This is a genomic window from Deltaproteobacteria bacterium, assembly GCA_017302835.1.
In the GTDB taxonomy this organism is placed as follows: Bacteria; Bdellovibrionota; Bdellovibrionia; order Bdellovibrionales; family Bdellovibrionaceae; genus UBA2316.
Genome location: JAFLCC010000011.1, coordinates 52,998 through 70,276 on the forward strand (window position 1 = coordinate 52,998; position 17,279 = coordinate 70,276).

Genomic DNA, 17,279 nt, shown 5'->3' on the forward strand with positions numbered 1-17,279 from the left:
ACTTTATTTAGTTTTTAATTACTTTATTTAGCTTTACTTTAGTTTTTAGAATTCCTGTTAGTTTTTCTTTGAGATTCAGAGCTAGCGAAATCCCTAACTCGCCCTTTATATCTGAAATTTGAGTTTTCGGCAAATCTTTAACAAATTTTGCAGAGTTTATATAAAATTCTTCTTCTTTATTAAGGTGATGTTTCCATATTTTTTCATAGGTGGTAGGGGTTAAAGTTTCTCTATTCCCATCCAAATACTCTAATTGAGAAGAGAGCTCCCTGGGCGAGTAATCACTATAGACCAAGACCTCTTCCGCTAGGGCCATCTCTAAATAACTGAGGTAATTTTCAAAGGCCTTCCAAAAAAGACTTCCTTTTTTTCCGTAGCTGGACTCACAATAAAAGCTCGCACAAACACTCCCTCTAAAAATCCATATTCCACAATGGTTTTTGTCTTTTAAATAATAAGGACAAAGAAAGGAATCTGATTGGCCAAAGATCTTGCTCTTATTTTTTTTAAAATACTTTTGATATTCAGGAGGCGCTACCACCCCTAGTGGCAATACAAAACGATGATTTTGAATGAGGTCCCTTATCACTTTTTGAGCCACTGCGTATTTTTCTTCCCGACTCAATAACAGGCTTCCAATGATGTAATTAGGGATAAAGGGCCAAAAGGTGCAACATTTTAAATCTGCTTTATACTTACGAGGAGCCTGAATGCAGGCTTCACAAGTTGCTTTATTTTCATCAAGGCTGAGGTTCCACAGCGACTCATCAAAAAAAGGCTGGTAGACTTCAGGTAGGAGATATTTTATCTTCATTAAGCGGATTTATGCTTTGAACTCGAGACAGATGCAAGCTCCATTATTTTTTCGCCGATAACTTCCAAAGGAAGAACATACTCGGCAGCGCCTCGTTCAATCGCTTCCCTTGGCATCCCGTAAACAATGCAGCTATCTTTATTCTGCGCAATGGTTCTGGCTCCTGCCTTTCTTAAATTGAGTAATTCCCTGGCCCCATCAGCACCCATACCCGTAAGGATCACACCAATAACCTTAGGAAATCCTTGCTCGACCACCGATTTAAACAAATAGTCCACACTGGGTTTATGGCGATTCATGGGTTCATCATCTTTAATAACCAACTTGCTATATTGCCCGCGTTTCTTCACGGCCATCTGCATTCCACCAGGAGCTATATAAACGCAGTTTTTTTTGAGATCATCTCCATCTCTGGCTTCAACCACTTCAAAGGGAAATAGCTCATTAAGTCTCTTGGCGAAGGCCGTAGAGAAAACGGGAGGGATATGTTGGACCACAAGTATAGGTGGAATCTCCTTTGGTAGATGAGCAAAAAGAATTTTCAAAGCTTCCGTTCCTCCCGTGGAAGAACCAATGACCACTAATGATTGTGGGTCCAACTGTCTGGGAGTGTAACTTGCCATGGGTTTCTTCTTGATCAGATTCGCTCTGAGTTTTTTCTCTACAGAGATATGGGAAGCTGTTTTAATTCTCTCGATTATAATGGGTGCCATGACATCAAGTTCTTGCAAGGTTGGTTTTTGAATGTAATCAACAGCCCCATTTTCAAGAGCGTTGAAAACCTGAGGTCCCTCTTCTTGACTTATAGAGCTAATCATCACTATGGGAACTTTATATAATGGTGCTAGTTTTTTTACCAACTGAATCCCGTCTATGTGGGGCATATTGATATCCATAGTGATCACATCAGGTTTATGTTTTTGGTATAATTCCTCTGCATGAAGAGGGTCTTCACAAGTGGCGACGATTTCTAAATTTTTGTCTTTTTTAAAGATGACCGTTAATAATTGAATGATGGTGGGTGAATCATCCACAATCATCACCTTGATGGGTTTATTTGAAACCAAATCATGCGAAGAATCGACATGATTTGCATTCGGCTGTGTGGAGTCTTCTTTTTTCAGAATGATTTTATGATCGTCAACGGTATAATAAACTTCAAAATCATGTTCTCTAATGACTTGCTTTAGGACTGTCGAATTAAGGGATTGCAAAAAGTGAGCAATCTCATCACTGCATTTTTTGGGCCCAATAATTTTAAAACTTAATTCGGAGTCTGAAGCCTGAAGTCTGACTTTAATTTCTTTCAGCATTTCTTTAAAAGAGGGCAAATTCATTTCGTGAAGTAAGCACACAAGGCTTTTCTTATTTTGTGTGGCCGCATAGATAAAAACGCTTTGATTTACCTTTAAAAGCAGAGTCTCTGATGGGTTTCCTGCAAACACTTCAAATTTAAACTTCATATCCACAACGACCTCACTCGTTCTTTTCTTTTTAAGAATTACTTTTTAACATCCTCATTTTTAACAAAAAAATCTTCACTCACTGACAAATAAGAATTTGCTGGCACCAAGGCCTGAGCCACCTCTTTGAGCTGAGTGTAGTAACTATTATTTACATTTCCAGCCATCTCTTCAAGAGTTAAATGCTTTGGCTGAATTTCTAAAATGTTCTGAAGAACCTTTTTACTTGGCATTCCTAATACTAATACAGACACGGTTTTACCCTTAATTGTTTTGGCCCAGCTGTTTAGATTTTTTTCTAAATCTGTAATATAAATTTGTTTGTCCAACAGACTTACTAATTGGTCAACCTGGTTTGTTTTGATGGCGGTTTTTTGATTGAACTTTAAAACTAATGGGGCCAAGGCCTCATAGACTCCTTCGTAAACAAACACTGTTGAGGGGTCGTTGGCGTGAATATTTTTGACCATATCCAAAGCCACCTTTGTATTTGCTGATGACAAACTGGAAAAAACAATCCGAAGTTTACTTTCCGTGTTTTTAATTTCATATTTCTTTTTAAAGGAGCTATCAATATCTGAAAGTTTTTTATTCTTAAATTTAAAAGCAAAAGCTAATTTCAACTTCGATCTTATTTCATCTGATCGCTCTTCTAGGTTAGCCATGGTTGGCTTTTCCACATAGTCGCTGGCTCCCAGCTCGATGGATTTCATAGCGGTATCGCTGTTTTCGCGATTGATACTTGAAATCATAACAACCGGAGGGTGTCGATCATTCATTTGTGATTTTAAATAGTCGATTCCATCCATTTCTGGCATATGGATATCTAAAGTTACTAGATCTGGTTTCAGCTCACTGACTTTTTTGATGGCTTCTTTACCGTTTAAGGCCGTTCCAACCACTTCAAAACCAGAATCTTTTCCTAAAATCTTTTTCAAGAGAGCAAGAATCGTGGGAGAATCATCCACACAAAGAACCTTTAAAGTTGATGGCATCTGAAAAACAGCGGGTGCCACAACTGGAGTCTTTGGAAGCAAGGATGGTTTTGCCGACTGAGCTAGTTTTGATTTGGGATCCATAACTTTGACCTCTGTCGCTTTTTTCGCATTGGCATAAATGCTAGGCCCCCGGTAATCGACATTGTCAACGACTCCATTTAAAGACTCTGAGATTCCAATAAAAAACAAACCTTCTGGCTTGAGATAACTCATTAAATTTTTTGAAATGGATTTAATTTGAGCCATGTTAAAATAAATAAAAACATTCCGGCAGAAAATAAAATCAAACTTTTTAGAAGGCAATTTGATATCGTTCAAATTGACGATATCAAATTGACAATTCTTTTTAAACTCATCTTTAATTTTGGCAAAATGAGAAATATCTCCCGTTCCCCTCGTCCAATTTGTTCCAAGATATTGCATCGGAATTTTTTTAACTTCATCCCAGGCATAAACGCCGTTTCTGGCGATATTTACGCTTTCAGAATCTACATCTGTCCCCAGAATTTCATAAGAAATATCTGGAGCTATCATTTTCAAGTGGGTTTGAAAGAATAAGGCTAAAGAATAGACTTCTTGACCGCGGGAACAAGCGGCAGACCAAATCGAAATTTTTTTATCACCGCTGGCTCTGGCTTTTAGAACCAGCTCTGGCAAATAAGCTATTAAAAACTCAAAATGATTAAATTCTCGAAAAAAATAAGTGTGATGCGTTGTCATCAAGGAAACCAACTTTTCTGTTTCCGCAATTTTATGAGCATTGAAATACGCAAAGTAATCTGTAAATAGAGGAATCCCCAACTTGATCATGTAGGACTTGAGTCTATTTTTAACCATGGAGAATTGTTTTTCGCCTAACTGAATCCCCGTTGATTGATGAACCACCCTAGAGATTTCGCCAAGAACATGCTTTATTTCTTCTTCTGATTCATAAGGACCATCTATCTTATATTCACCCATGATTAAACCTCTTCAAATCTTGGATCATTTGAATTGGGCACACTGTCTCCAGAAACAGCCTTTTGACTTGGACCCACATTCTCTTTACCCAGAACTTTAAAATTTTCTTTAATGGTAGTTTTCGTATCTACTTTAGGGGCAACCTTAGGGGCTACTTTGGAAGCTATTTTGATCGGCTCTTTAGCAATGGCTTTAGTGGGAACTCTCACTGTCGTGTTCATAACGGTTTCTTTCTTCTTAAAGGCTAAAACCTTTTCATTTTTTGTCGGCAAAATCTTGTTCGCTTGAATTTTTTTGGCTTCAAGAGGAACCTTTTCAATCCGCGTCTTGTTATTAAAAATGGAAGCTTTTACTATCAACTCAGGCTTGAGCGTTGGTTCTTTTGATTTGGTAGCAACAGCCGTGATCTTGGGCGCTCCCGTAGTCGACGCTGTTGTGGCTTTTGGTTCAATTGGCACCGTTGAATTTTTTGGAACTGATTTTATGGGGTTAGGTTTCATTGAAGTTGATTTGATGGGAACATTTGAATGATTTTCAAGAGGTTCTCTATCATCCTTTTCTCCATAAATGACATTCTGTAAAGCCTCTACTTGTTTTTTTAACTCATCCGATTTTTGATTCACTTCAACCGAAGATGACCTTGATTCTTGAGCTATCTTAGCATTTTCCGAAGTGGTTAAGTCTAATTGCCCCATGGCTTTTGAAATTTCCTTAATTCCATGAGCTTGTTCCTCAGAAGATCTCGAAATCTCAGTCACATAATTATCAACTTTTTTCACATTTTTATCAATATCTTCAAGGGCTAAATTACATTCGCTGGCGGTTTGCTTTCCTTGCTCCACTTTTTGTTTGGCTACACGGATAAGCTCTTCCACTTTTATTTCTGTTTCTTTTACAATCAGTTCGGTTTTTCTCTGACTTTCATCTAGAAGGCTGGCAATTTCCTTAGCTGCACCTCCGCTCATTTGTGCTAGTTTTCCAACTTCTTCTGCCACCACAGCAAATCCTTTACCATATTCGCCGGCCCTTGCGGCCTCAACCGAGGCATTAAAGCTTAACAACTTCGTTTGAAAAACAATGTCATTAATCACTTTCGTTTTATTCCCGATATCTGAAATCAATTTTACAATTTCACTTATTTTTCCATTATTTTCCTTCATTTGATCAGATATGGAGTCATTCGAACTTGAAATATCCTCGATAGACTTTAGCATGTTCACAATGGTTTTTTTACCCAGATCCGTGGCCAGCAAACTTTCTCCAGAAACGGCCTTCGATTGTCTTGAAGCCTCACTATTTTTCTCAACAGTGGCCGCTATCTCATCCACAGCCGCCATGGTTTCTTGAATCGCGCTGGATTGCTCTGTTGCGGCTTCAGACAGCCGAGTGCTCTGCAAAGTTAAAGAGCCAGAAGTGCTGTTTAAGCCTTCTGCGTTCATGTCAAGAAGACTGGAAATTGAGGACAAACTTTTTCCAATTTGATTCCCGAAAAAATAAGTAACTACGAATCCAACCACGATACACAATGAAAAAACAATATAGAATAAATTAAAGACCTGGTTAATAGAAGCTAGGACTTCTTTTTCATTCCCTCTGACCAGTACACCCCAACCCACAGAATCAATCATCTTAGAGCCTTTGATCATCCTGTATCCTATGATCTGAGGGAAATTCTTTTCAAGATGAAATCCATCCGTCACACCTTCTTTATCCTTAATTAATTCTTCAGCTGCTTTGAGTTTTTCTGCAACTAAATTTAATTTGAAGGTTTTCTTTTCTAAATCGAACTTAACCTCATTTTTTCCTCCATTTTCAGAAGGATCATGATCTATCAACACCACACCTTTTTTATCAATGATGGTGATTTCAGTATGGGCCAAATTGTCTCGCTTTAAATCTTCATAAATTCTCACCAGGGAATCCTCAATCCATTTAGTGGAAGACCTGGTGGTAATCACTCCGACCAATTCTCCATTTTTATTTTTGATAACTGACGTAAAGCTGGCCCCAACATAATCGCCTCCTTGTGCTAACTTTCTGACTGGATCTGGGTGCAAATCTTCAAAATAAGTTCCCACAAAGCCTTTTATTTTATCTTCAGTAAATTCGCCAGAAACGGCTTTTCTAAACCATCTCTCTTGAGAAAAATTGTATTTTTCCATAGCTTCTACTTTTATCGGTCTTCCTAAAACATCTTTTGTATTTGAACTGACAAATTGCCCCGTTTTGTCTACAACCAAAATAACCTCATAAAAACCATACAAAGAAACATATTCGTTCAATACCTTTGATAAGTTAGCTTTATCCAAATTTTTTATGGACTCATTGACTGCAAAGGCCTGAACATCACTGTAACTTTCAAAAAATTGATCTTGAATAAAATAGCTCAAATTTGTAGCATGATTAAAGAAATTGTAAGAAATATCTTTAACATATTCTTCTCGGAAGTTTTGAAATAGTCCAAAACTGATGAGACCGAACATAAACACTATGGAGTTAACAACAATCATGATCTTAATTCTTAAAGACATCCTTTTGAACAATTTCATACCTACCTCTATTATTATGCTGCTTTAGTTACGCTCTTTTGCATCGCTGCTTTATCATCATGTGACAAGGCCTTAAAAATATCTAACAGAAGAACTAATTGTTCCGTTTTTCTAAAGACACCCGTAATGTATTCTGTACTTCTGGAACTCTCAATCATCGGTTTTTCTGAAATTTCTGAGTTTTTGATTGCAAGAACAGAGGTCACTGAATCAACAACAACACCCAAAAATTCGGTTTTTAAATCTAAAATAATAACTGAATTTTCCTCAGTTTTTTTGGGAGAAATTGAGAACTTCTTCCTAAGGTCAATCACCGAAATGACTTGGCCCCGCAAGTTCATAATCCCAAGGAAATGAGCTGGCGTGTGGGGAATCGGTGTGGTTTCTGGAATGGCAATAACTTCCTTCACTGTTAAAAGGGGAATAGCAAACTCCTCAATACCCAGAGAAAAATTTAAGTACCTATTTACTTCATCTTGGTTTTCATGATTCATGATGCCCTCCCAATTTCTTGAGGCTTAATATTGTTTATTGTTTTTCCTCTTGCTCTAACTAAATCCAAAGGTTCAATAATTAAAGAGGGTCTCCCATCTCCAAGTATGGTGCTTCCGCTAAACCCTTTTATAGATTGCAATTCAGGACCAAGCTGTTTGATAACCACTTGAAACTGACCTATGATATCATCAACTAAGAGCGCAAAAGGCTCTTTTCCAGTTCTAATAACAATGGCAATCATATTTTCTAAATTCGCTGTCACTTTCTTACCTAGTAATAAACACATGCGATACAAGGGTAAATTTTCTCCTCTTAACAAAAGAATCTCGCCAATTCCTGTGTTAAATTGAATTTGTTTATCGGTTGGCTTAATGGATTCGTGTACGTGAGAAAGTGGTATTACATATTTCTCTTCACCAATTTGAACAACCATTCCATCGACAATAGCAAGGGTTAAAGGTAAAATAATTTTAAATGTCGTCCCCTTTAATTTTTCTGAAATGATTTGAATTTCGCCAGAAAGCTCTTGAATGTTTGTTCTGACAACATCCATTCCTACACCCCGACCAGAAACATCGGTAACTTGTTCCTTCGTTGAAAATCCAGGTGCAAAAATAAGATTCCAACACTCTGCCTCTGTTAGATTTAAGTTTTCTTTGATAATTCCTTTTTTAACAGCCAGGGCTTTTAATTTTTCAGCATCAAGCCCCCCTCCATCATCTTTGACTTCGATCACAAGCTTTCCACTTTGATGATAAGCATTTAATTGAACTTCTCCCTGGGGCTTCTTGCCTCTTTTTAAATGGAGGTCGACGGCTTCGATACCGTGATCTACAGAGTTTCTAATTAAATGAACTAAGGGATCGTTTATTTTTTCTAATACCGTTTTGTCCAACTCAGTTTCTTCACCTGACACCTTCAACATCACATCTTTGCTCAGTGCCTGAGCGGTATCCCTGACAATTCGTTGCATTTTCTGAAAGGTCGGCTTCACCGGCACCATTCTTAAATGCATGGTGATATCTTGAATTTCTTTAACCACTTTCCCAAGCTGATGAGATGTTTTTTTGATAAACAAAGGGGTGGAATCACTTAATTGCTCTCGCAATACTGATTGCAGGATCACCATTTCCCCTACGTAGTTTTGTAATTTTTCAAGTCTCGATAACGAAACCCTGATACTTTCATCAGTTTGTGAACCACTTGCCGTCTTTGGAGAATTCCCCTCCTTAGATTTATTTTTGTTTTGTGATTCAGGTGAAACTATGGAATCAGGCGTTGTTTTTAAAGGCAAAGGATCGTTGTTTTCTGAAAGTTTTTTAACCTCTCCAAGAACACTTTCTAAATCAAGCTGAAAGCCTTTGTCTTCCTTTGCCTTTACTCCTGGAGCCAAGGCCTGCTCATCTGCAGGATTATAGCCAAGGGTTTGTTTTATAAATTCCAAAGGATCTTCTGTTTTATTTGTAAACTCAGCGGCAGAGGGTGCCGAAGTTTCAACCGTTTCCATTTCAGCAAATTGCCCATTTTTTGCATTTTCAATTTCAGCGATGAGCTCTTGAAACTCAAAGCTTGCATCCAGATCTTCTTTTAGCGACTCCACCATGTAACGAATGTAATCATTACAACGAAGCATCAGATTTACGGTTTGGGGTAAAACCTGTAATTCATCATTTTTTAATTTGAGCATTAAAGATTCAAACTCGTGAGTAAAGGCACCCATTTGTTCAAAGCCAACAGCCTTCGAGCTTCCCTTCAAATTATGGGCTAATCGAAAAATTTTATCTAAAACCGTTTTGTCCTGAGGGTTAGCCTCTAGAACGAGAAAACTTTGCTCAACTTCTTCAATGGCCTGCATCGCTTCATCTAAAAAACCGAGTTTCAATTCCTTTTCAAAATCATCCACATTCACTCTCCTGAAAAATTACTTACTTATTAACGGCATTTATTTAATTTTATTTAGGAAAAATATTTTATTATTATATCTCGACCTTGGTCTCATTCAGCCAAATGCATTAACTGTCCGACAATTTTTGTTTTTATTCTTACCACCCCAATTGAAATTCAAAATCGTCTTTAATTGAGACATCAAAAAGTACTTTCTTTCAACTAGTTAAACCAATGTCTTAACTTGAAACATGGACAACTGTTTGCATAACCATCTCTTAAGAGGTATTTATGAAAGCGTTCATTTTTTTAAATCTACTACTCATTATTTTTTTAAGTAATTCAGCAAATGCTGTTGAAAAGTTTCAATTTAATTATAATTTTCATGGCGACAGTCTATTTTTAACTCAAGAAGCTGAAGATCCTAACCAAGCTCTCAAGATAGCTGCCAAAATATGTTTTAAGCATTTTAAGGGACAAGGAAAAATCTCAGAAGAAAGAGGTTTAGATATTATTGACATCTGTGCCAACCCAAAGAACTAATGAATTCACTTTAGCTTTACATTGAAAGCCTGCCATGATAAATTTCCAAGATCTTCTAAATAAAGGATCTAGAGATGAAGCTATTCAAAATTGTTTTAGATTTTCTTTTCGGAAAAGACCCAGATATTTTCGATAATCAAGGCAATGTAAGCCATAGTCTTCCAAGAAAAAAATGGGAAGAGTGGCACCAAAGAACCAAAATTGATTCTCACCACAATTGGAGATCTCATACTGGCCGAACTGGCAACTTGAATAGAAAAAAATAATCCTTTTTGACGGAATCACGCCTTGTTCCTGACCTTTTGGGAACAGGTTCTTTTAAAACTGGCTCTCTAGATTTTCCTTTAACGAGTTAAGATGCACTAGTGCCTGTAGTGGCGTTGTTTTGGCGATATCGATTTTACAGATTTTTTTCTTTATTATTTTAAATTTATCCAACTCTCCCAGATCCGTTTCCCCTAACTCTACTTTCCTTGGGGTCAAGGTTTCCTGATCAAACAATGACAATTGTTTGTTTGTTTTCTTCTCTGCCTGAGAATCAAGCTTTAAAACTAAATATTTTTTTGCTTTTTCAGTAACTTCCAGGGGCATCCCAGATAATTCGGCAACCTGAATCCCATAACTTTTTTCAGCAGGTCCAGGTTTTAGTAGATGTAAAAAATCAATTTTTCCATGATTCTCGGTAATCGCCATGTGGGCATTTTTAACAAAAGTAAATCGATGTGAAAATTCAGTAAGTTCATGATAATGTGTTGCGAATAAAGTGTAGGCCTTCACCTGATGAATCAGAAATTCTACGATAGCTTCAGCTAAACTCAAACCGTCATAGGTTGCCGTTCCGCGACCAATCTCATCAAGCAAAATCAGAGATCTGGACGTGGCTTCTTTCAGCATGTCAGCCGTTTCCGTCATTTCGACCATAAAAGTAGACAAACCTTCGGAAAGATTATCGCTGGCTCCAATGCGGGTGTGAATCGATTCCAAAATCGGCAACCTGCAATAAGAAGCAGGAACGAAACTTCCCATTTGTGCTAAAATTTGAATCAAAGCTACCTGGCGCATTAAAGTACTTTTCCCTGCCATATTAGGTCCGGTGATTAGCCAACACTCATTTTTTTTAACTTCTATACTATTTGGAACAAACCGAGTGTTCAGAACCTTCTCAATAACAGGGTGTCGTCCTTCCACGATTTTAATATCAGAATCTTTCTCTAAAATGGGCTTCACATAGTTAGACTCTAAAGCGAGCCAAGCTAATGAAGACAGGGCGTCTATCTCTGACACCCTATGGGACAATTCCAATATCACTTGAGATTTACTGAGAATTTCTTTTTTTAGCTCTTCAAAGTACAGGTACTCCAATTCGGACCGGCGCGACTGAGCTTGTAAAACCTTTTTTTCAAGTTCTAATAATTCTTCAGTATAAAAACGTTCTGCATTGGTCAGAGTTTGTTTCCGCTTATACTCAGGTGGAACTTTTTCAGAATGGGTGTGAGTGACTTCAATGAAATAGCCAAATACTTGATTATAGCGAATCTTCAAAGAGGAAATACCGGTTTTGTTTCTTTCCCTTTGTTCCAATTCCATCACTAAACTCTGTGAGTTGGTCGCAAGTTCTATCCATTCATCTAGATCAGAAAAAAAATTCTTTTTAAAAATTCCTCCCTGCCTCAGAGACAAAGGGGGCTCTTCATTTAACTGCAAATTTCTACCTTCCACATATTTTTTTAACTCAAAAAATGGAGAAAGAGACTTTTCATCCAGAGGGTACCCAGATTCTGCCAAAATTCTAAGAATTTCTTCGCATGTCATAACTGAAGAAAACAAGCCTTGAATATCTCTTACAAGACATTGAGCCTGATCTATCTTGGCAAGCTTTCTTTCAAAATCAGAAACATAAATGAAAATTTCACGAATTTTTTTTAAAACATGAACTTTTTGAAGAAAAAACTCTAGAATTTCTTGTCGTTCTTCAATGGCCTTTACATCCGTCAGTGGAAATCTCATCCATGATTTTAATTTTCTGCTCCCCGATGCTGTTTTAGTGTGATTGATACAGCCAAAAAGTGAATTCTTGTTATCTCCTTTATAGGTTTCAAAAAGTTCAAGATGTTTGACGGCGCTCGATGGCAAATTTAACTTTGAGTTCAAAACTCTTTCTGGAAATAAGTCGCCCGTTGGGTTCCAAAGCGGGTTTAAATACCGTAGGTATTCAAGCAATACCTCTCCACCTGAATCATTATGGTCCACCTTCCTCAAAGTCACTGTCTTTACCAAAGATTCAGCTAGGGTTTTTTTTTCTTCTTCGCAAAAAACAAGCTCACTAACCTCAAAAGAGGAAACAATTCTTTTGAGCTCTCTGTCTTGGGTGTAGTGAATTTTGAAAGACTCAAAGGTCGAGGCTTCATAAAAATAGACGAACTCTTTGTAAAAGCAGGCTAAAAAATTAGACTTGGTAGCCTCCAAAGTATCAAAATCAAAGACCATCCCAGGAGTTAAAATTTTGGTCACTTCTCTTTTAACAATACCTTTAGCTAGCCTTGGGTCCTCCACTTGGTCGCAAATGGCCACTTTCACTCCAAGGGAAAGCAACTTATTAATCCCATTGGAAACCGAGTGATAGGGAACTCCACACATGGGTGTCTGCTCTTGGCTTTTCTTATTCCGCGAAGTTAAGGTAATCCCTAGCAAGGGTGCTGCGGTCTGAGCGTCTTCGAAAAAAAGTTCAAAAAAATCACCCATACGAAAAAATACGATCTTATCTGGATGTTGATTTTTTATTTCCCAATATTGCTTCATTAAGGGGGTTTGTGAACTTTTTTCCATAGAAGTGTTGTATTAAACAGAACCCTATTTATTCAAGTCTTATTGCAACAACATCAACTTGAGACCAGTTTTTGCAAGAAAATTTGAAGTTTTCCTCAACACAGTTGATAATTTGAATGTGTCAAAAGCATCCCTCGTCTCTTACCCATCCAACCACACTCTTTTCTCCCAAGGAGAACAAGGAGATAGAGCCTATATCATTGACAAAGGAAGAGTGATTATTTTTTTGAGCAAGGATGGTGAAGAATTCCCCTTAAGCATCCTTGGTGAAGGAGAAATTTTTGGGGAAATGGCGATTATCGATAATCAAGTCCGTTCCGCTTCGGCAAAAACTCTTGAAGAATGCAGTCTCATTATCGTCACCAAAGATCAGCTCTTGGAACGAGTTCAAGCTTCCGACACCGTCGTTCGATTACTTTTGAGGGTTTTGCTTAAAAGACTACGGGCCCAAAATGATCTGATTGTGATCCAACCTAAAAAGAAAATTTTTAATACGGAGAAAGCCAAAAAAGAAGATATCTTGGCGGTTGAAAAAATTAAATTAGAAGCCAAAATATCCCAAGCCTTTGAAAATAAAGAATTTGTGATGTTCTATCAACCCATCGTTAATATCAAAACTGAAAAAATTATTGGGGCCGAGGCCCTTATCCGCTGGTTCCCTCCCACGGGTGAACCCATTTCTCCAGCTGTTTTTATGGATGTTGTGGAGTACTCTTCCCTGATTATTCCCTTTGGAAAATGGATTGTGGAGGAATGCTTCCGCGATTTAAAACAGATCCAAACTGAATCCAACATCAAAGACTTTAGCGTTTCAATTAATATCTCGGGAAAGCAATTTCACCAATTTGATTTTATCAATGCTGTTGAAGAGTTAAGAAAGAAGTTTGATCTTGTTTCAAACTGTATCAAACTTGAAATGACTGAAAGAATTATGATGGATGGAAATGCAGCCCTAGATACCCTCATCCGTTTTGATGAGCTCGGCTACAAACTTTCCATTGATGACTTCGGCACCGGGTTTTCCAGTCTTCAGTATTTATTCCGTATGCCTCTGGATAATATCAAAATCGATCGGTCTTTTATTCGCGACATGCTCAAAGACGATAAGGCCCTGGCCATTGTTAAATCTTTAATCTATTTAGCCCAATCTCTAAACATGCTGGTAGTGGCCGAAGGTATTGAAAAAGATGAAGAAAAACATCTCTTAAAAGCCCTAGGTGTCGACTTCGGCCAAGGTTATTTATTTTCCAAGGCCATTCCCTTAAAAGACCTAATTAGTAAACTTAAATAATTTACATTGATGATATTAATCATGTCCATTTTGAAGTCTTTCAGCTACATTGCCTCCCCATGAAAGACTTCAAAGTTTATTTAAATCTGATTTGTTTTTATTTAACGGAAATCCTTTTTTTAATATCAGCCCCTTCCCTTCACGCTCGGCCTGAATACGCAGCCAGACACAATTATGTTAATTGCCAGCTCTGTCACGTCTCTCCCTTTGGCGGAGGCGCTCGAAATGTCAATGGCAAATTGTACGGCAGTCATGAATACCCTATCAATTCATTTTCAAAACAAGACCTTGTTTCTTTTGACACTCGTTTTGAGGCCTTTTACAGCAAAGGTGCAGCTACCACACGTGGTCTTTTTTTTATGACAGCTGATCCCACTTTTAATATCCCTCTCACCCAAGCTGAAGATGGAAAATCCTTGGACCGCTTTGTTTTTAGCCTGGGGCTTGCTCCTCTGGAGGCTAAAAACAATAAAGAAAGGGAAGGTTATTTCCTTCATGAATTTGCGAAATCAGGAGAAGAAAAGTATTTCTCCACCTTGAGCCTTGGCCGATTTCTATTACCTTTTGGTTTAATGACCGATGAGCATCGAACCTATACGAAATTGCAAACAAAGACTTCCAATTTCGATTATGAAATGGGCGTTGGACTCACAGGGGATCCCAATTCAAAATTTCACTGGGATATCGCCCTCACTGGCGGCGCTCCGGCGCAGGGAGGTAGCAGTCCTATTTTAAATGACAGCCCTTACGGTGCCCTTTTGAATTTTCGTTACCGCCCTCTAAAACATCCTGGCTTTTTTGGCTTGAGTTACTACACTCTTAATTCTGATTCTTACAAAAAACCGATGGAAGCTTACTCTCTATACAATGTGGCCTCCTTAGAGAGCCTCTTGAACCGAGCGATTCATTGGCAAGTAGAGCTCACCTATGCCGATGGATTTAGCAACCCTCAAGTTAACACTTACATGAATCGATTCTTTATTCCTTCCACTGACACAGCTTGGAATGACACCTTAAAAGATGCTAAGTCCTATGGGGTGTATAGCTTGCTTTCCTATGAGTTAAACTCACGTTGGCAGTTACTATATAAGTACGATCAGTTTATTCCAGATAACAGGTTTTTGGCCGACTCTTTTTCTCGCAATTCTGCAGGAATCAAACACTTTTTAAATAGCAATATGGATGTCAATATCCGACTCGAGCAATCCAATTCAACCAGGCCGGGACTTACCGAAGAAGCGAGTCTACCCACCGTGGTGAATTCTGCTTTTGTTTTACTGCACGGTTGGCTTTAGGAGAATTTATGAAATTACTTAATATAACTTTATTTAAGTTAAAATTCAGATCAAACTGGCTCAGACTTCATTTACTCTTCCTTTCCTTTTTTTTGATCAACTTATCTTGTCAACGACAAAACAGCGCCCATGCCCCTCATAGCGAAACGACCACACCCTCCGATTCAAAAAATACGCAAAATACAAAAACCTTAACTGGCCCAAGCTACCTCAAAGATATCAAACCTATTTTTGAAAAATCTTGTATCGCTTGCCATGGAAAAGGCTCTCCAAAAGGAAACTGGCTGGATTATCCTACCGCTTTTTCAAAGAAGGAATTGATCAAATCCAGAGTCTTTACTAAAAAAGACATGCCCCAGGGCTTTGACCTGCCCGAAGATAAAAGAAAACTAATTGCTGACTGGGTCGACAACGGCGCTCCAGAAAAAACAACTGACGATTCCGAATCTCAAAATCCACCTCCAAGCTCAGTCCAAAATCCAACTCAAATTCCAACTCAAAATCCCCCACTTGATTCAAAGCCAAATGTTCCCAATCAGCCACCTGCAAGCAATCAAAGTGACCCCACAAAGAATTTGGAAGATACCCTAACTTATGTCGATCACATAAAACCCCTTTTCGAAAAATACTGTAGCCTCTGTCATAACGAAAATACGGCTGCGTCCCCTATGCCCAATTGGTTACAATATGATGTTGTCGTCCTTAAAGCTGATGCCATTTTTAATCGCCTGATACTGAAAAAAAATATGCCTCCAGAAGGAATGGATTTACCAGCTCCCACTGAAGCTGAAAAACAGTTGTTCTTAAATTGGACTTTGAAAGGAATGAGATATGATCGCAATAAATAATTTTAAACTTCCAAAAATCTCTTTATTCTTATTTTTTTTATCCGGAGTCTTTGTATTAAATCTTCTTGGTTTTAACGTGATTTATTCACCTTGTTTGGCCCAATCAAGCGCAAGCGATCCTGCCGCTGCGAAAAATCTAACCATCACCTGCACTGGCTGCCATGGAGCCGAAGGCCTCAGCAACAATTCTCTGTGGCCAAACCTAGCCGGACAAAAAAAAGAATATTTAGCCAAGCAACTACTGGCCTTCAAAAACAATGAAAGAAAAGATCCCTTGATGAACCCTATTGCCTCTTCTCTGTCAGACAACGATATCGAGCTGATAGCTACTTACTTCTCTAATCTAAAACCGTAGAATCATTCCAAGTTCATTGACGAGACCACAATCTTGATTGACCATAAACATTTCAACCTTACCATCACAGAGGATTTATGGGAAAAATGAGTTAAAACTAGAGCTACGAATGTTGGATGATAGTGATGATAGTAATTTTTTTCTCAAGAACGTAACACTGAAATTTTATAAAATAACTGGAATATCTTGGCACAAAATAGGGAGCCCTTGAACGCTTAAAGGTGCTGCCATTTGATCTAGTTCGTTGAAAGTGTCTAGCATAAAGATGTGCCCATATGCCATTTCTCTGGCCAAGGCCATAGCGCCAGTCTGATAAACTTTGGAAAGGGCCTCCTCTTGTTTGGGGGCCATCATTGAAATCCGTGCAATACTTTCCAAAGCATGACGAACCATACAATTAAAACGTGGTTCTTTCTCTATCCTTTTTAAAAGCCCTAGGGTTTCATCTAAAACAGCCTTAAGATCCTCATTATCAAAATAAGCCTTATAAAGTTTCTTTTTTGCTGCTTTTATGTTGAAATCTACATAATTAGAAAGCTCAGGTACTCCTTGCGGCCAAAATTCATTAAAGACTGTAACCGTGCTCATGCTGACATAATCATCACAAGTAATATGGACACCATACTTTTCAAATCGATCACTTACATAATCAAAATTAGCAAATGTATAACTAAAAAATAAAAGACGTTTTTCAAAGCTGATTAATTTTTCAGAAATTTCTAATGACTTCCCTTGTGAAAGATCAGCATACCTTAGCTTTCTTTCCGTATTGATTTTAATAGCTTCTTTCATATGATCACGAAAACAATTTGCAAAACCGTCTATTGAATGCATTGATAACAACAAAATAATACTCATAAAATTAAGTTTTTGAATTCCAATTAAAGATATTGTCATAACTTGCTATTAATAAAAAACAGACAAACCTGCAAAAAATCTGAGCAACAATAAAAATGAG

General features: G+C 37.8%; 14 protein-coding genes. 6 read left to right on the top strand and 8 right to left on the bottom strand.

Annotated elements, in window-relative coordinates; all coding sequences use genetic code 11:
* Window positions 1–7: 7 nt before the first annotated feature.
* Genes J0M15_12580 through J0M15_12605 form a run of 6 tightly spaced genes read right to left on the bottom strand, consistent with a single transcriptional unit; the run spans window position 8 to window position 9,182 of the window.
* Entirely contained in the window at window positions 8–814 is an 807-nt protein-coding gene (locus tag J0M15_12580; protein ID MBN8537882.1) for a hypothetical protein, read from the bottom strand.
* Window positions 814–2,277 (bottom strand): chemotaxis response regulator protein-glutamate methylesterase, encoded by a 1,464-nt coding sequence (locus J0M15_12585; GenBank protein MBN8537883.1) that lies wholly within the window; start codon window positions 2,275–2,277, stop codon window positions 814–816. The genes J0M15_12580 and J0M15_12585 overlap by 1 nt, the downstream gene beginning before the upstream one ends.
* Before the next feature lie 38 nt (window positions 2,278–2,315).
* Window positions 2,316–4,235 carry a response regulator gene (locus J0M15_12590; GenBank protein MBN8537884.1) on the bottom strand — a complete coding sequence of 640 codons (1,920 nt, stop codon included), beginning with the start codon at window positions 4,233–4,235 and terminating at the stop codon, window positions 2,316–2,318.
* A gap of 2 nt (window positions 4,236–4,237) precedes the next feature.
* Entirely contained in the window at window positions 4,238–6,784 is a 2,547-nt protein-coding gene (locus J0M15_12595; protein ID MBN8537885.1) for a hypothetical protein, read from the bottom strand.
* A 14-nt stretch (window positions 6,785–6,798) separates the two neighbouring features.
* Window positions 6,799–7,278 (bottom strand): purine-binding chemotaxis protein CheW, encoded by a 480-nt coding sequence (locus J0M15_12600; GenBank protein ID MBN8537886.1) that lies wholly within the window; start codon window positions 7,276–7,278, stop codon window positions 6,799–6,801.
* Window positions 7,275–9,182 (bottom strand): chemotaxis protein CheA, encoded by a 1,908-nt coding sequence (locus tag J0M15_12605; GenBank protein MBN8537887.1) that lies wholly within the window; start codon window positions 9,180–9,182, stop codon window positions 7,275–7,277. The genes J0M15_12600 and J0M15_12605 overlap by 4 nt, the downstream gene beginning before the upstream one ends.
* 272 nt (window positions 9,183–9,454) lie before the next feature.
* Here J0M15_12605 and J0M15_12610 point away from each other — a divergent pair, with 272 nt between their 5' ends.
* Both J0M15_12610 and J0M15_12615 read left to right on the top strand, forming a co-directional pair.
* Window positions 9,455–9,706, top strand: coding sequence for a hypothetical protein (locus tag J0M15_12610; GenBank protein MBN8537888.1), 252 nt, complete (start codon window positions 9,455–9,457; stop codon window positions 9,704–9,706).
* A gap of 74 nt (window positions 9,707–9,780) precedes the next feature.
* On the top strand, window positions 9,781–9,972 hold the full coding sequence (locus tag J0M15_12615) for a hypothetical protein (GenBank protein ID MBN8537889.1): 192 nt from the start codon (window positions 9,781–9,783) through the stop codon (window positions 9,970–9,972).
* A 52-nt stretch (window positions 9,973–10,024) separates the two neighbouring features.
* On the opposite strand, the gene mutS is transcribed toward J0M15_12615, so the two are convergent.
* A complete protein-coding gene (gene mutS, locus J0M15_12620; GenBank protein MBN8537890.1) occupies window positions 10,025–12,532 on the bottom strand; it encodes a DNA mismatch repair protein MutS in 2,508 nt (835 codons plus the stop codon).
* 118 nt (window positions 12,533–12,650) lie between these two features.
* Here mutS and J0M15_12625 point away from each other — a divergent pair, with 118 nt between their 5' ends.
* The 4 genes from J0M15_12625 to J0M15_12640 are packed head-to-tail and all read left to right on the top strand — an operon-like array spanning window position 12,651 to window position 16,321.
* A complete protein-coding gene (locus J0M15_12625; protein MBN8537891.1) occupies window positions 12,651–13,823 on the top strand; it encodes an EAL domain-containing protein in 1,173 nt (390 codons plus the stop codon).
* Window positions 13,824–13,882: 59 nt separating this feature from the next.
* Complete coding sequence (locus J0M15_12630; protein MBN8537892.1) at window positions 13,883–15,118, top strand: hypothetical protein; 1,236 nt, start codon at window positions 13,883–13,885, stop codon at window positions 15,116–15,118.
* 8 nt (window positions 15,119–15,126) lie between these two features.
* Window positions 15,127–15,966, top strand: a complete 840-nt coding sequence (locus tag J0M15_12635) for a cytochrome c (GenBank protein MBN8537893.1) — start codon at window positions 15,127–15,129, stop codon at window positions 15,964–15,966.
* Entirely contained in the window at window positions 15,950–16,321 is a 372-nt protein-coding gene (locus J0M15_12640) for a cytochrome c (protein MBN8537894.1), read from the top strand. The genes J0M15_12635 and J0M15_12640 overlap by 17 nt, the downstream gene beginning before the upstream one ends.
* A gap of 165 nt (window positions 16,322–16,486) precedes the next feature.
* Here the strand turns inward: J0M15_12640 and J0M15_12645 are convergent, their stop codons facing one another.
* The gene (locus J0M15_12645) at window positions 16,487–17,218 is read right to left on the bottom strand and encodes a hypothetical protein (GenBank protein MBN8537895.1); all 732 of its coding nucleotides are present in this window, start codon (window positions 17,216–17,218) and stop codon (window positions 16,487–16,489) included.
* Window positions 17,219–17,279: the final 61 nt, after the last annotated feature.

Excerpts from the sequence above, each read along its gene's own strand:
- J0M15_12580 (MBN8537882.1), bottom strand. The coding sequence starts at position 814 with ATGAAGATAAAATATCTCCTACCTGAAGTCTACCAGCCTTTTTTTGAT.
- J0M15_12585 (MBN8537883.1), bottom strand. The coding sequence starts at position 2,277 with ATGAAGTTTAAATTTGAAGTGTTTGCAGGAAACCCATCAGAGACTCTG.
- J0M15_12590 (MBN8537884.1), bottom strand. The coding sequence starts at position 4,235 with ATGGGTGAATATAAGATAGATGGTCCTTATGAATCAGAAGAAGAAATA.
- J0M15_12595 (MBN8537885.1), bottom strand. The coding sequence starts at position 6,784 with ATGAAATTGTTCAAAAGGATGTCTTTAAGAATTAAGATCATGATTGTT.
- J0M15_12600 (MBN8537886.1), bottom strand. The coding sequence starts at position 7,278 with ATGAATCATGAAAACCAAGATGAAGTAAATAGGTACTTAAATTTTTCT.
- J0M15_12610 (MBN8537888.1), top strand. The coding sequence starts at position 9,455 with ATGAAAGCGTTCATTTTTTTAAATCTACTACTCATTATTTTTTTAAGT.
- J0M15_12615 (MBN8537889.1), top strand. The coding sequence starts at position 9,781 with ATGAAGCTATTCAAAATTGTTTTAGATTTTCTTTTCGGAAAAGACCCA.
- mutS (MBN8537890.1), bottom strand. The coding sequence starts at position 12,532 with ATGGAAAAAAGTTCACAAACCCCCTTAATGAAGCAATATTGGGAAATA.
- J0M15_12630 (MBN8537892.1), top strand. The coding sequence starts at position 13,883 with ATGAAAGACTTCAAAGTTTATTTAAATCTGATTTGTTTTTATTTAACG.
- J0M15_12635 (MBN8537893.1), top strand. The coding sequence starts at position 15,127 with ATGAAATTACTTAATATAACTTTATTTAAGTTAAAATTCAGATCAAAC.
- J0M15_12640 (MBN8537894.1), top strand. The coding sequence starts at position 15,950 with ATGATCGCAATAAATAATTTTAAACTTCCAAAAATCTCTTTATTCTTA.
- J0M15_12645 (MBN8537895.1), bottom strand. The coding sequence starts at position 17,218 with ATGACAATATCTTTAATTGGAATTCAAAAACTTAATTTTATGAGTATT.